9 protein-coding genes and 1 other RNA gene are annotated in these 13,765 nt (G+C 64.7%); 7 read left to right on the top strand and 3 right to left on the bottom strand.

What is annotated here, in order from left to right; genetic code table 11:
* Positions 1-162 precede the first annotated feature (162 nt).
* Complete coding sequence (locus tag ACCQ09_RS21415) at positions 163-3,198, bottom strand: TonB-dependent receptor (protein WP_040942120.1); 3,036 nt, start codon at positions 3,196-3,198, stop codon at positions 163-165.
* Between the two features lie 164 nt (positions 3,199-3,362).
* Entirely contained in the window at positions 3,363-4,415 is a 1,053-nt protein-coding gene (locus ACCQ09_RS21410; protein WP_040942119.1) for a LacI family DNA-binding transcriptional regulator, read from the bottom strand.
* A 403-nt stretch (positions 4,416-4,818) separates the two neighbouring features.
* Here ACCQ09_RS21410 and ACCQ09_RS21405 point away from each other — a divergent pair, with 403 nt between their 5' ends.
* The 4 genes from ACCQ09_RS21405 to ACCQ09_RS21390 all read left to right on the top strand — a co-directional run bounded on the left by ACCQ09_RS21405 (position 4,819) and on the right by ACCQ09_RS21390 (position 10,063).
* Positions 4,819-5,793 carry a hypothetical protein gene (locus ACCQ09_RS21405; protein WP_040942118.1) on the top strand — a complete coding sequence of 325 codons (975 nt, stop codon included), beginning with the start codon at positions 4,819-4,821 and terminating at the stop codon, positions 5,791-5,793.
* Positions 5,793-8,462, top strand: coding sequence for a glycerol-3-phosphate 1-O-acyltransferase PlsB (plsB, locus tag ACCQ09_RS21400; protein WP_040942117.1), 2,670 nt, complete (start codon positions 5,793-5,795; stop codon positions 8,460-8,462). Before ACCQ09_RS21405 ends, plsB begins: the two co-directional genes overlap by 1 nt.
* 314 nt (positions 8,463-8,776) lie before the next feature.
* Positions 8,777-9,757: a zinc-binding dehydrogenase gene (locus ACCQ09_RS21395; protein ID WP_040942116.1), complete on the top strand. Its 981-nt coding sequence runs from the start codon at positions 8,777-8,779 to the stop codon at positions 9,755-9,757.
* A 231-nt stretch (positions 9,758-9,988) separates the two neighbouring features.
* Positions 9,989-10,063, top strand: a non-coding RNA gene (locus ACCQ09_RS21390) — sX9 sRNA.
* 83 nt (positions 10,064-10,146) lie between these two features.
* Here the strand turns inward: ACCQ09_RS21390 and ACCQ09_RS21385 are convergent.
* A complete protein-coding gene (locus tag ACCQ09_RS21385) occupies positions 10,147-10,350 on the bottom strand; it encodes a YdcH family protein (RefSeq protein WP_014509561.1) in 204 nt (67 codons plus the stop codon).
* A gap of 154 nt (positions 10,351-10,504) precedes the next feature.
* Here ACCQ09_RS21385 and ACCQ09_RS21380 point away from each other — a divergent pair, with 154 nt between their 5' ends.
* The 3 genes from ACCQ09_RS21380 to ACCQ09_RS21370 all read left to right on the top strand — a co-directional run bounded on the left by ACCQ09_RS21380 (position 10,505) and on the right by ACCQ09_RS21370 (position 13,642).
* Positions 10,505-11,077 carry a hypothetical protein gene (locus ACCQ09_RS21380; protein ID WP_040942115.1) on the top strand — a complete coding sequence of 191 codons (573 nt, stop codon included), beginning with the start codon at positions 10,505-10,507 and terminating at the stop codon, positions 11,075-11,077.
* A 360-nt stretch (positions 11,078-11,437) separates the two neighbouring features.
* Positions 11,438-12,236, top strand: a protein-coding gene (locus ACCQ09_RS21375) for an IS5 family transposase (RefSeq protein ID WP_108133939.1) whose coding sequence is annotated in 2 segments (ribosomal slippage) — positions 11,438-11,709 and positions 11,708-12,236 — 801 coding nt in all. Because the reading frame shifts where the segments join, the coding sequence is not laid out codon by codon here.
* Positions 12,237-12,509: 273 nt separating this feature from the next.
* Positions 12,510-13,642 (top strand): IS3-like element ISXca1 family transposase gene (locus tag ACCQ09_RS21370; RefSeq protein ID WP_087942920.1). Its coding sequence is split into 2 segments (ribosomal slippage): positions 12,510-12,765 and positions 12,765-13,642, totalling 1,134 coding nucleotides; the frame shifts between segments, so codons are not numbered across the junction.
* The last annotated feature ends 123 nt before the right edge of the window (positions 13,643-13,765 follow it).

The raw sequence follows: 13,765 nt of genomic DNA, 5'->3' as shown, positions 1-13,765 counted from the left end.
AGGCGTGCTGCACAGCGAGCGCGTCGGTGCACCGACAGCGATGGACCAGTAACCGTTACCAGTCCGGAACGAAGCGCTGACCATGCACGGGAATAAAGAGCGGAACTCCGGTAGCGATAGCAGCAGCCGTTCGACAGCGTGGTCGAACGGCTGCTCAAGCAGTTACCAGATGATGCGGGCGCTCATGAACAAGGTGCGGGGCGGGGTGGTCATCGCGCCGTACTGGTTGATGCTCGCGCGTGGGTTGTATACACCGTTGTTTCCCCAATCGATGCTGTACTGATCGTAGTTGCGGAAGTTCAGCGCATTGATCAGATCGCCGCGCACCTGCACCGTCACCGTATCGGTGATGTGCATGTCCTTGGACAGCGACAGGTCCAGCTGGCGGGTGCCGAAAATGTCGCCTCCGGCCAGGAACTTGCCGCCGGGTGCGTCCACCGACACGATGCGGATGTTGTCCGATGGCGGGCCGCCGTAGAGGTCGTACGACACCGCCTGGTTGCGCGGCGGCACCGTGGCCAGCGTCAACTTGGCCGAGGCACTGATGCCCCAGAACAAGTCGTAGATGCCGGTGACCACCAGGCGGTGGCGCGGCACCGAATTCAGATCCAGGAACGGGTAGTTGGCGATCGTGGCGGCATCGAAGCCGTATTGATCGTCATTGCCGCGGTTGCCGCGTGCGCGCGAGAACGTATAGGCCGCTGTCAGGCCCCAGCCGCTTTCCTTGGTGTAGGCCTTGTCAGTGGACAGCAGCAACTGCGCGGTCTTGGTCTCCACACCGTTGTTGCCGATGATCAGGTTGCCGAATCCCGGCGGCGGCTGGGTCCACGGCTGTGCACCGGCCTGGAAGAAATCGCCATTGGGATAGCGATTACCCAACGTGAGGATCAAACCGTCCTTGCTGTGGATGTAGGACACGGTGGCCGAGTTGCTCCAGTCGCCCACGCGGGTGCGCAGGCCGATCGAATACTGGTCCGAATACGGTGTTTTCAGATCGTTGTTGAGCAGGTCGATCTCGCCGTTGCGCACGCGCGCATCGACCAGCCCGCCCAGGCTGTCCGGGTTGCTGAGAAAGGCCGGATTGAAGTTGGTGCAGGTACCGGCCGCCGGTGTGCAGCCGGAGGATTCGACAAAGCGGATGGTGTACTGCGACAGCGCCGACTTGACCTGTTCCAGGCCCATGATGTCGAACAGGTTGCGGTCGTAGCTGCGCCCGGCACCGCCGAACAGCACCAGCGATTCGTCACCACGGAAGTCGTAGGAGAAGCCCAGGCGCGGCGCGAAGTTGTTGTTGTCCTGTTTGCGATTACGGCCGTTGCTGATGTAGTCGTTGATGTTCACTCCACCCTTGGCCAGTTGTTCGGCATAGGTGGCGCTGACCGCCGGGTCGGTGCCGGGGCCGTTCAATGCGGCGATCACTTCCGGCGGGGTCACGTTGTCCAGGTAGGACGGAATCTTTTCGCCGTCCCAGCGCACGCCGATGTTCAACTGCAACTTGTCGTTGACGTCCCAATCGTCCTGCAGGTACAGGCCCAGCTGCTTGCTGGTGGTGGTCACCGACGGCGTGGCGCCGGCAAACGGCAGATTGAAGCGCACCTGGTAGGGAATGGGCGCGGTGCCTGCGCCATCATTGACGGCGTAGTAGAACGACGGGTTGGCCGCGGAGTTTTCGCTCTGGGTCAGCTCCACTTCCTTGTACTTCACGCCCATCTTGATCACGTGGTTGCCGTGCCACTCGATGTTGTTGAGGGTGAGGTCGTTCTGGAAGCTCGGGCCTTTTTGTCCCTTGCGCTGGATCGCCAGGCCGCTGGTGGCGTCGTCGTTGATCAGCACGTCGTCTTCGGCAATGGCGCGGGTGTACACGCTCTGGCTGCCGATGGTGTAGGCCGTCGGGTTGAACAGCACGTCTTCGTACGACACGCGTGCTTCGTTGACGTAGTTCTCGCCGAAATGCTGCCAGCGCAGGTCGTAGCGTTCTTCGGTGTTGAGGTTGATCTTGGCGGCGATGGCGGTGTTGCGATCGCCCACGCTGTCGCGGCTTTCTTCATCGCGGTACTTGGCGGTGAGTTCCAGGCGATCGTTGGCGCCGATGTCCCAGTCGATCTTGCCGAAGTACAGGTCTTCGTTGAACGGACGGGTGACCGAGCCCAGGCGGCTCTGCACGCCGGCCGGCAAGTCGTCGCGCAGGCTGCTGAAGTTGTCGGGCACCGACACCGGATTGGCCGAGACCTCGAAGCCCTTGCCCTCGTAGCTGAGGAAGAAGTGCGCCTTGTCCTTGACGATCGGCCCGCTGAAGGCCATGCCGTACTCGTCCTGGTGGGTCTGGCGCTTGTTGCCATCGGCATTGGGCGCACCGGCACGTTCGTCGGCCTGGCGCGCGCGGAAATCGGTGTTGGTGGTGCGCCCGAAGATCTCGCCGTGGAATTCGTTGCCACCGGACTTGGTGGACGCCACGATCGCCGCCGACCCGACCTGGTCGAACTCGGCCTTGTAGTTGGAGGTAATGACCTTGTATTCGCCGATGGCCAACTGCGGGAACGGGTTGCCGGCGCTCTGCTGCTGACCGGACACGCCGCCGAACAGATAGCTCTTCTGGCCCACGCCGTCGATATAGACGTTGACCGCCGAGCTGGCCTGCGCGCCGCCGCGGATACGGCTGTTGCCGTTGGCATCGGTCTCGAACTGCATGCCCGGCACGGTGTCGGCAAACTCCAGGAAGTTGCGCGTCAGCTGCGGCACGGTGTTGATCTGCTTCAGCGAGATGTTGGTGCCCACCTCGGAGGTCTTGACCTCCTGCAGCGTGGTGGCGGTGACCTGCACCGCGTCCAGCGTGGTGGCATCGCCGGCAGGCGCCGCGGCACTGGCGCCACTGCCGCCCAGATCCAGGCTCACCGACGAGGCCACCGACAAGGTGACGGTCTGTTCGGTGCCGGGGCCGGCGTCGACCTTGTAGGTGCCCGGTGGCAGACCCACCAGCGCGTAGCTGCCGTCGGCACCGGTGGTCGCGCGCCGCACTGCGCCGCTGGCGACGTTGGTGGCGGTGACCGTGGTTCCGGCCTGGCCTGCCAACACCTGCCCACGCAACGTGGCATTGCTGGACTGCGCCATGGCCGGGGTGGTGGCCAGCAGCGAAACGGCGAGCGCGCAGCCCAGCAGGCTGCGCGCCGGCAAGGTCGAGACAGTACGGTAGGTCTTCATGGCGTCCCCCTCCCAGGGGTCAGGCGCCTACCGGCAGTCGCTGGCGTGGCGCGTGTAATGCGTTGTTTCAAGAACAGCGGCAACCAAATCAAGCAAACGGCGTAAGTTAAAAAACCATAAGAAACTGCAAAGATCGCGTGAAGATGCGACGCGGCGCACGCGCCTCAGCCACCGGGTGTGCTCCGCGGCGCGCTGGATGCGCGCACGATCAGCTCCGGGACCATCTCCGACAACGCCGGCGGTGCAGCATCGGCCGGTGGTGCCGGGGCGTCCACCAGCTGCTGGCCGAGCAACAGCCGCAGCGCGCGTGCGCCCAGGCCGGCGATGTCCACGCGCATGGTGGTCAGCGCCGGCAGCACGTAGCGGGCCATTGGCACGTCGTCGAAACCGGCCAGTGCGATGTCGTGCGGCACCTTCAACCCGGCATGGCCCAGCGCGAACAGGCAGCCCAGCGCCATCATGTCGTTGGCGGCGAAGACCGCGTCCGGGCGATCGTGCTGCGCCAGCGTCTGCCCGGCGCGGTAGCCGGATTCTTCGTCGAAGTTGCCCGGCAGCACCCACGGCTGCGCCTGCGCATCCAGCGCCAGTTCGTCGCGGTAGCCGCGCAGGCGTTCGTGCGCGTCGAAGTTGTCGTCCGGCCCGGCGATGAAGGCGATGCGGCGGTGGCCGCTGTCGCGCAGGTGGCGGGTCATCACCCGCGCACCGCCGTAGTTGTCCACGTTGAGCACCGGGCGCTGGCTGGCGGTGCCGGCGCAATTGAGCAGCACCGCCGGCAGCCCGCCGGGCAGCGCGTCTTCGTGCACGCCCGAATCGCCCAGCGACGGCGACATCACCACCACGCCGTCGACGCGGCCGGGCAGGCGTTCCAGCGCCTTGCGCTGCGCCTGCGGGTCGCCGTGCGAGCTGGAGACCAGTAGGTGATAGCCCTGCTCGCGCGCCACCTGGTCGATGCCGCGGATCAATTCGGAAAAGAATTCGCCGTGCAGGTCCGGCAACACCACACCGATGGTGTGGGTGCGGCGGCTGCTCAGGCTGCGCGCGGCGTGATGCGGGATGTAGTGCAGCGCGCGCGCCACCTGCAGCACGCGCTCGCGCACCGACTCGGCCACATGCTGATGCCCGTTCATGGTGCGCGACACCGTGGCCACCGACACCTGTGCCTCGCGCGCGACATCCTTGATGGTGACGCTGCCGCTGTCCGAACGTGGCCGGCTCATGGCGTGTTTCCCCAAAGCATGCGCCAGGCGACGCGCGCCAGGGGCTGGCGGACGGTCCATACGGGCAGAGCGTTCGTGACGAACTTGCGCATGAATGACATCGGCCCCATCCGATGGCGACCTCAGAGCGAGATGGCGCGCACGCTAGCAGGAACTGCAAGCGCTTACATGATGCATTGCAGCATCGGGCGAATCCTTACTCCGGCAAGGACTCCGGGCGCGGGCATGGACAACTTTGTCCGAGAAGACAATACCGGTCAGCGCCTGACATCCGGCGCCATCGTGCAGCGCGCCGCGCGTCACCACGCCGCGCACCGTACGCGCCCGCACGGAAGGCCGGTGCCTTGCCGCGGCTGCATTCAGACAGCAAGATGCGCCGATCGATCAGGGGAACATCGTGCGCATGTCGCTATCCACCGTCCGCCCAGGTCGGTTCCAGTCCGCCGGGTGGTTGCTGCTTGCGCTGTTGTGCATGGGCGGCTGCAAGCGCAGCGACCACGCCACCGCGCTGCCAGGCGCCAATGCTGAACCGGCGGCGGCGATGCAGGCCATGACCACGCCGTTGCGCCGCAACGACCTGGTCGCCTATGCGCGCATCCGGGTAACGCCCACGCAATACACCGCACTGGAAGCGGCCTGGCGCAGTGGTGCCAGCCGCTGGCCGTTGACCGAGCTGCCGCTGCCCAACGAGGTAGGCAGCTTGCTGGGCAACCTGTCGGCCCCGGATGCCGAACGCCGCCTGCAGCAGGCCTTCGACCAGCAACTGGCCGGGCAGGCGCAGGGCATCCGCCAGGCCGCGCAGTCGCTGGGCCAGTTCGGCGTGCAGTACCTGCGCAGCCGCACCGACTACCAGCCCGAGCAGCGCGCCCACTACGTGCAACTGGTGGATGCGCTGAGCGCCTGGGCCGCCACTGCGCCGCTGGCCGACCGCCCCCGCGCCAAGGCCAGCATCGCCGAGCTGGTGGCCGCTGCGCGTGCCACCGGGATCCAGTCCGATGCCGACCTGCAGCAACTGGGCATGGAAGAGAGCCTGCGCCGGCTCGGGCCGTTCTGGGCGGCCTGCAAGAAGGTGTTGGAGCGTTACGACCTGTCGCTGGACAGCAGCCTGGATGCGCTGCGCACCGGCCTGGTCAAGCAGCAGGGCGACAGCGCCCAGGTGCGCCTGCGCTACCCGCTGGCCGCGCGCGACATCGATCTCAGCGTCAGCCTGATCAAGCGCGAGGGCCACTGGTATCAGCAGCAGACCCAGGACGACGTGCAGGCCGTGTTGCGCGCAGTGCCGGCGGCGTCCCCACCCGCTGCTGCGGCGGCGCCCGACACGCCGGCGGCCACGCCCGCCCCGCCTGCCAGCACCGGCAAAGGCCCGGGTGGGCGATAATGACGGCGATGCCAGAACAGAATCCCCTGCCGTTCCCGGACGGCCAATCCGCCCCGCCCAGCCCTGCCGGCGCCGAGACCGGCGCAACGGCCGCTGCGCTGCCGCCTGCCGCACCCGTGGCGCTGGACGCACCGGCGCCCGCCGCGCCAGTGCTCGCCCCGGCACGCGTGGCCAAACGCCCGTGGTGGGCGCGCCTGCTCGGCCGGCTGGCCGACCCGTGGCTGAGCCTGACCATCGAACCCGAACAACCCGGGCGCTACGACGACGGCAAGCCGGTGGTGTATGTGCTCGAGGATTACGGCCTCTCTAATGCCCTGATCCTGGACAAGGCCTGCCGCGAGGCCGGCCTGCCGTCGCCGCTGGTGCCGCTGCCGGGCGACCCGCTGGAGCGCAAGCGCGCCTACCTGGCGTTGTCGCGGCGGAGCAGCAGCAACTCGCTGATTCCCGAACAACGCGGCGGCAAGACGCATTCCGATTCGCTGGCCAAGTTGCTGCAGGCGCACCGCGTGCGCGCCGACCTGGACGTGCATCTGGTGCCGGTGTCGATCTTCGTCGGCCGTGCGCCGGACAAGCAGAGCGGCTGGTTTGCGGTGCTGTTTTCGGAAAACTGGGCGCTGGTCGGCCGCTTCCGCCGCCTGCTCTCGGTGCTGCTCAATGGCCGCACCACCATCGTGCGTTTCGCGCCGCCCATCTCGCTGCGCCAGACCATGGCCGAAGGGCTGCCGCCCGAGCGCACGCTGCGCAAGTTGCAGCGCGTGTTGCGCACGCATTTCCGGCGCATCCGCGAGGCGGTGATCGGCCCGGATCTGTCCACCCGCCGTCTGCTGGTAGACCAGGTGCTGGCCGCCGATTCGGTGCGCGAAGCCATCGCCACCCAGGCCAAGCGCGACAACTCCAAGCCGGTCGATGCCTGGCGCAAGGCGCACGCCTATGCCTGGGAAATCGCTGCGGACTATTCCAGCCCGGTGGTGCGTTCGGCCAGCTTCCTGCTCACCCATGTGTGGAACCGCATCTACGCCGGCGTGCTGGTGCATCACCTGGACAAGCTCAAACAGGCCGCGCCCGGGCATGAAGTGGTGTACGTGCCCAGCCACCGCAGCCACATGGATTACCTGCTGCTGAGCTATCTGTTGTATGAGCGCGGCATCGTGCCGCCGCACATCGTGGCGGGCATCAATCTCAACCTGCCGGTGGTGGGCACGCTGCTGCGCAAGGGCGGTGCGTTCTTCATCCGCCGCAGCATCCGTGGCAATGCGCTGTATTCGGCGGTGCTCAGCGAATACGTGGCGCAGTTGGTGGCTGGCGGTTATTCGATCGAGTACTTCGTCGAAGGCGGGCGCTCGCGCACCGGGCGCTTGTTGCAGCCCAAGGGCGGCATGATCGCAATGACGTTGCGCGCGTATCTGCGCCAGCCGCGCAAACCGGTGCTGTTCCAGCCGGTGTACATCGGCTACGAAAAGCTGATGGAAGGCAACAGCTATCTCGACGAACTCACCGGCCGCCCGAAGGAAAAGGAATCGATCTGGGGCCTGCTGTGGTCCATCCCCAAGGTGCTCAAGCAGAACTACGGCCAGGTGGTGGTGAACTTCGGCGAGCCGATCGCGCTCAATGACGTGCTGGCCAAGCACGCGCCGGAATGGAATGGCGAACCACTGCCCGACGATGAAAAGCCGACCTGGCTTGCACCGGCGGTGGACACCTTGGCCACGCAGATCCAGACCCGCATCAACTGCGCCGCCGACGTCAATCCAATCAACCTGCTCGCGCTGGCGCTGCTGTCCACGCCCAAGCATGCGATGGGCGAAGCCGATTTGATCGCGCAGATCGAACTGTGCAAGAAGCTGCTGGCCGAAATGCCGTATTCGGACCGTGTCACGGTCACGCCGCACACGCCGGCGCGCATCATCACCCACGCCGAAGAGATCAACGTGCTCACCCGCGTCTCGCACCCGCTGGGCGATGTGCTGAGCGTCAGTGGCGATACCGCGGTGTTGCTGAGCTACTTCCGCAACAACGTGCTGCACCTGTTCACCGCCTCCTCGTGGGTGGCGTGCTGCTTCCAGAACAACCGCCGCATGAGCCGCGCCGGATTGTGGCGGCTGGGCCGCACGGTGTACCCGTTCCTGCAGGCCGAGTTATTCCTGCCGTGGAGCGAGGACCGCTTCGCCGAACGCATCGAGCAGACCATCGACATGTTCGTGCGCGAGGGCTTGCTGCTCAATGTCACCGATGACGATGGCGGCATCCTGGCGCGCAACACCGGGCAGACCGACGAAGTGTTCCGCCTGCGTGCGATCGGCCATTCGCTGCAGCAGGCGTTCGAGCGCTATTACATCGCCATTTCGGTGCTGGTGAAGAACGGCCCCGGCGTGCTCGGTGCCGGCGAGCTGGAAAGCCTGTGCCAGCAGGCCGCGCAACGTCTGAGCCTGCTGTACGCACCGGCCGCGCCGGAGTTCTTCGACAAGACCCTGTTCCGCAGCTTCATCCAGAAACTGCGCGAACTGCGCCTGGTATGGCCGGACGAGAACAGCAAGCTGATGTTCGACGAGCGCCTGGACGCGTGGGCCAAGGACGCCAAGTTCATCCTCGGCCGCGAGCTGCGCCACACCATCGAACGCGTCAGCCCGGAAGCGGCAAAGCCGGATGTGGTGTCGCCGCCGGCGGAGTAAGACGGCGGTACAAACCCCATCGTCTCCGCCGTACGTGAGGGTGGGCCAATGGCAGGGCACGTCTAGGTAGGCGCAGACGCGCAAGGCGCCTCCCTTCTCCCCGGGAGAAGGTGCCCGAAGGGCGGATGAGGGTCGGCCTGCACGCAGTCCTCCAGCGCTGCAGCAGAGCATCGTCACTACGCGCGCACGCCAACAACTTCACACAGCAGTTCCGTTCGCTTCATCCCTTCCTTGCAGCACTGTCGATAGCATCGCGCCACCTTTCACAACGATCGGGCGCGTCGCAGCAAGAGCGTGCCCGGCAGGAGACCTCCATGCGCGCAGCCATCCATACCCAATTCGGCGATCCGGCCAAGGTGCTCGAACTGGGCGAGCGCCCCACGCCCCAGCCAGGCAAGGGCCAGGTGCGCGTTGCGATGCGGCGTGCGCCGATCCACAACCACGACCTGTGGACCGTGCGCGGCAATTACGGCTACAAGCCGGAACTGCCAGCCATCGGCGGCAGCGAAGCGGCGGGTGTGATCGATGCGCTGGGTGAGGGCGTCGAGGGCTTGCAGGTTGGCCAGCGCGTGGTTGCCGCCGGTGTGCACGAGGCCTGGGCCGAGTACTTCCTTGCCGACGCCTCCGGCGTGGTGCCGTTGCCGGATGGCCTGGACGACGATCGCGGTTGCCAGTTGATCGCCATGCCGCTGAGCGCGCTGATGCTCATCGAATTCCTGCAGGTGAAACAGGGCGACTGGATCGTGCAGAACACCGCCAACGGTGCGGTCGGCAAGACGGTGGCGATGCTGGCCGCGGCGCGCGGCATCAACGTGATCAACCTGGTGCGCCGCGACGCCGGCGTGGACGAGCTGAAAGCGCTGGGCATCGGCAACGCAATCTCCACTGCGCAAGCAGGCTGGCAGGACAAGGTGCGCGCGCTGGCCGGCGATGCGCCCATCGTGCGCGCCATCGACTCGGTCGCCGGCAGCGCGGCCGGCGAGTTGATGGCGCTGCTGGCCGAAGGCGGCGAGCTGATTTCCTTTGGCTCGATGACCGGCGAGCCGCTGCAGATCTCCAGCGGCGATGTGATCTTCAAGCAGGCCACCGTGCGCGGCTTCTGGGGCAGCAAGGTGATGCAGGCCACCAAGGCCGAGGACAAGCGCCGCATGATCGGCGAACTGCTCAAGGCCGCGCTCGATGGCAGCCTGGCGCTGCCGGTGGAAGCGGTGTTCGACCTGCACGATGCCGCCAAGGCCGCCGCGGCCAGCGACGAGCCCGGACGCAGCGGCAAGATCCTGCTGCGCGCCGGCTAGGACAAGGGCGCGACTCGCCAGCAGGCCGCATTTAGCCCCAAAAACAAGGACACAAAGCCCCTCCCCCCCGGGAGAGGGGTTGGGGTGAGGGTACGGCCCAAGCGACCAACGCGACGAGCCTCAGCTAAAGCCCGCGGTGGCCATCAGACAAACGCTGCCTGCATCACTTAGAGCAGCTATCAAAACTACTGCGCAGCCGCCAGGCGGGCGCGGCCGGTGCTCGGAATCCTCATGTACCCACGTACATTCCGGTTCCTCCGCGCCGTCCGCACCCACCTGACGACTGCTCGCTACGTTTTGTTAGCCGCTCTTAGTGACCCAACTGCCTATCTACGCGCTGCCGATACCAACAACCACAAAGCAAACCCAAGCGGCCGCACGCACCAACCTCACGCCGGCTCGTCAGGCACCAGCTCCATTTCCAGCCGGGTGATGCAGTCCTTGAGGTGCAACTTGCGCTTTTTCAGGCGCTTCATCTGCAGCTCGTCGTCCACATTGGCAGGCACGCGCTGGATCTCCTCGTCCAACGCGCGGTGTGCGCGTCGCAACTCGGCGATCTGCTCGGCAATCTCGGCGGGTGAGAGCGTCTCCACCCCCCGAGCATACACAACCCCCGGCGACCTGCGTCACCCGGCTTGCCAACCCGGCGGAGGCTGCGACAATGCGGGCGCGCCGTTGGGGAAACGGCGGCGCGCCTCACCCCATCATTGCCGCGCGGCCACGGCCGTCGAGAAAGGAGTCTGTACGATGCGTTTGCGTTCTTCCCTGCTGGCCCTGAGCCTGCTCACCGCCTCCGGCCTGACCACGGCCGCCGACGTCACCAAGTACGACGGCTTCCTGTGTTGCAACCTGCGCACCGACGGCAGCTGGATCAGCGACAGCAACTACGCCGAAGATGGCAAGCGCGTGCTTGCCGTGGGCACCCCGGTCAGCGTCACCGGCTTTGGCCGCAACCGCGTCAACATCAAGGTCGCCGGCGAGAAGCAGTCCATCGGTAATGACTACAGCCGCGACCTGGACAACACCGCCTTCGCCGCACGCTATGTGGTCACCGCCGACCCCAAGCTCAAGCTGGCCACCTTCCCGCCCAAGATTCGCCTGGCCATCACCGAAGGCAAGCTCACCGGCGGCATGACCCGCGAACAGGTGCTGATGGCGGTCGGCTACCCGATCAGCAGCGAGAACCCCAATCTGGACGCCTCGCTGTGGCGCTACTGGCGTGACAGTTTTTCCGAATATCAGGTGCAGTTCGGCCCTAGCGGCAAGCTGGTCAAGGTCACCGCGGACCCGCAGTTGATGAATTTGATTTGGGTGCCTTAAGGTTCCTTGAAGTAGCTTCGGTCAGTACGGCCACTTTGACGTACAAGGCAAGATGTCATCGAGTAGCACTAATTAATTCAAAGAATTGAGCGAGTGCTCTCGATGACGCAGATCTAATGCCAATTTCAGCACTTCCCCTGCAATTGCGCTGCCATAGAATGGGGAGCCAACTAGCGAGCTGAATAATGATCGCGAAATTTAAAAACGGAGAGCGTGTAGGCGGTGATGTCCTGCGGAATGTACTTGATGATCAAATTTCACTTTTCACAGAAGACCTCGTGGGCTGGCTCGGTGATCTTGACGGGCCGGACTGCCTTAGAACCTGTTCACGATCTTTCCTGATCAGTGCAGACTATGCGGATGCGCCAAAAGATCTATCCGAGTGACATGAGCCGGGAGCAGTTCGAACACGTGCTGCCGATCCTGGAACAAGCGCGTAAGCGCACCAAGCCACGCCGTGTGGATATGTATGAGGTGTGGTGCGCAGTGTTGTACGTGCTGCGAACCGGTTGCCAATGGCGAGCGCTCCCCAGCGACTTTCCGAAGTGGCGGACCGTGCACTCGTACTTTGCCAAGTGGAGCGAGTGCGACGATGAGGGAGTGAGCCTGCTGGAGCAGGCACTTAAAAAATCAGGTTGGCGTGGCCCGCGCCAGACAGGAGCGCAACGCCTGCACCAGGTTCTTGATCGTGGACGCGCAGAGCGTAAAGAACACGGACACAGCGGGGCAAAAGGGATATGACGCGGGCAAGAAGGTGTCGGGCATCAAGCGGCATATCGCTGTTGATACTCAGGGATTGCCCCACGCAATCGCGGTGACGACGGCGGAGGTGACCGACCGCAAAGGTGCGCTGCAGGCGTTGGAGCGCTGCCAGTCAAACTTGACGCATGTACAAAGCTTACTGTGCGACAGCGGTTACACCGGCGTACGGTTTGCCGACGGCGCGCGAGAGATTTTAGGCGAGCAGCTCACGGTGCAGATTGCCAAGCGCAGCGAACTGCACACCTTCAAGGTCATGCCCAAGCGATGGATCGTCGAGCGTAGTTTTGCTTGGCTGGAGAAGAACCGAAGGCTATGGAAGAACTGCGAGCGCAAACTCAACACCAGCCTGCAGTTCATCCATTTGGCCTTCTTGGCACTATTACTCAGAAGATCGTGAACAGGTTCTTAAAAGGTGGCATTCTTTTATTAGAGAGTCTGATGAGCTCATCAATATTGAGAGCTCGCTAGCAAGTGAGGGGGCTTGGGACGAACTGCTTGTGTCACCGCTCGATTTTCCGGCATTGCGTACTAATCCAACTAGTACTTGGTGGTTTCAGTGCTTGAATGCACGCTTCCGTCCCGCAGTTTGCCAGAGGGCTATGACCATTGACCTGCCCCCACTGAGCCGTACCACGTGAAGCTGTAAAGTCCGTCAACCACGAGGACGGACATGAAGAAGAGTCGTTTCACCACCGAGCAGATCATCGGATTCATCAAGCAGGCGGATGCCGGGATGGCGGTGGCTGAGCTGTGCCGCCAGCACGGTTTCAGCCCGGCCAGCTTCTACCAGTGGCGGGCCAAGTACGGCGGCATGGAGGCCGAAGACGCGAAGCGCCTGAAGGAGCTGGAGCAGGAGAACAACCGCCTGAAGCGGTTGCTGGCCGAGGCGCACCTGGACATCGAGGCGCTGAAGGTCGGGTTCGGGGTAAAACGCTAGCCCCGCAACGCAAGCGCGAGGCAATCCGGCGCATGTGCGAGCTGACGTCGATCAGCGAGCGCCGGGCTTGTCGCCTTGCGGGGATCTCCCGCGATGCTTTCCGCCACGCGCCGACACCCACGCCGGCGACGCAAACCCTGTCGGCCAGACTGGTGGAACTGGCGCAGGCGCGTCGCCGCTTCGGCTATCGCCGCCTGCACGACCTGCTGCGCCCGGAGTTTCCGCAGGTGAACCATAAGAAGATCTACCGTCTGTACCGCGAGGCGAAGCTGAGCGTGCGCCGGCGCAAGAAGGCCAAGTTCCCGGCGGCACAGCGGCAGCCGTTACGGCCAGCGCGGCATCCCAACGAGGTAATCAGCATGGACTTCGTCTTTGATCAGTTGGCCAGTGGCCGCCGCATCAAATGCCTGACCGTCGCCGACGACTTCACCCATGAATGCGTGGACATCGCGGTGGACCATGGCATCAGCGGGGCTTACGTGGTGCGTGTGCTGGAGCAGATCGCCTGCTTCCGCGGCTATCCCCGCGCGGTGCGCACGGACAACGGCCCGGAGTTCACCAGCCGCGCCTTCATCACTTGGGCACAGCAGCGTGGCATCGAACACATCCTGATCGAACCCGGCAAACCCATGCAGAACGGCTACATCGAGAGCTTCAACGGCAAGTTCCGCGACGAATGTCTCAACGAACACTGGTTCACGTCGCTGATCCAGGCTCGCGAGGTCATCGCCGATTGGCGGCGTGACTTCAACGAGGTACGTCCGCACAGCAGCTGTGGTCGCATCCCGCCAGCGCAGTTTGCCTCCAACCACCGAGCACAAACCGGCAACAACGCAGTACCCTTCAACCCCGGGCTTTATCAGTAATCACTGGTATGGCCGGTGGGGGCAGGTCAAAGCGTCAGGGGGACGCTTCGCAAATCTGCGTACAGGCGGGTCTTGTGAGCGCGGCTTATCTTCAGGCCAAAGATGAGGCCAACTACCGAATTG

Origin of the sequence: Xanthomonas sp. NCPPB 2586 (assembly GCF_041475775.2) — a bacterium.
In the GTDB taxonomy this organism is placed as follows: Bacteria; Pseudomonadota; Gammaproteobacteria; order Xanthomonadales; family Xanthomonadaceae; genus Xanthomonas; species Xanthomonas campestris.
This window is presented reverse-complemented; position numbering and strand designations above follow the sequence as displayed.

Bases quoted from the DNA above. Each gene is read 5' to 3' on its own strand.
- ACCQ09_RS21415 (WP_040942120.1), bottom strand. From the start codon at position 3,198: ATGAAGACCTACCGTACTGTCTCGACCTTGCCGGCGCGCAGCCTGCTG.
- ACCQ09_RS21410 (WP_040942119.1), bottom strand. From the start codon at position 4,415: ATGAGCCGGCCACGTTCGGACAGCGGCAGCGTCACCATCAAGGATGTC.
- ACCQ09_RS21405 (WP_040942118.1), top strand. From the start codon at position 4,819: ATGTCGCTATCCACCGTCCGCCCAGGTCGGTTCCAGTCCGCCGGGTGG.
- plsB (WP_040942117.1), top strand. From the start codon at position 5,793: ATGACGGCGATGCCAGAACAGAATCCCCTGCCGTTCCCGGACGGCCAA.
- ACCQ09_RS21395 (WP_040942116.1), top strand. From the start codon at position 8,777: ATGCGCGCAGCCATCCATACCCAATTCGGCGATCCGGCCAAGGTGCTC.
- ACCQ09_RS21380 (WP_040942115.1), top strand. From the start codon at position 10,505: ATGCGTTTGCGTTCTTCCCTGCTGGCCCTGAGCCTGCTCACCGCCTCC.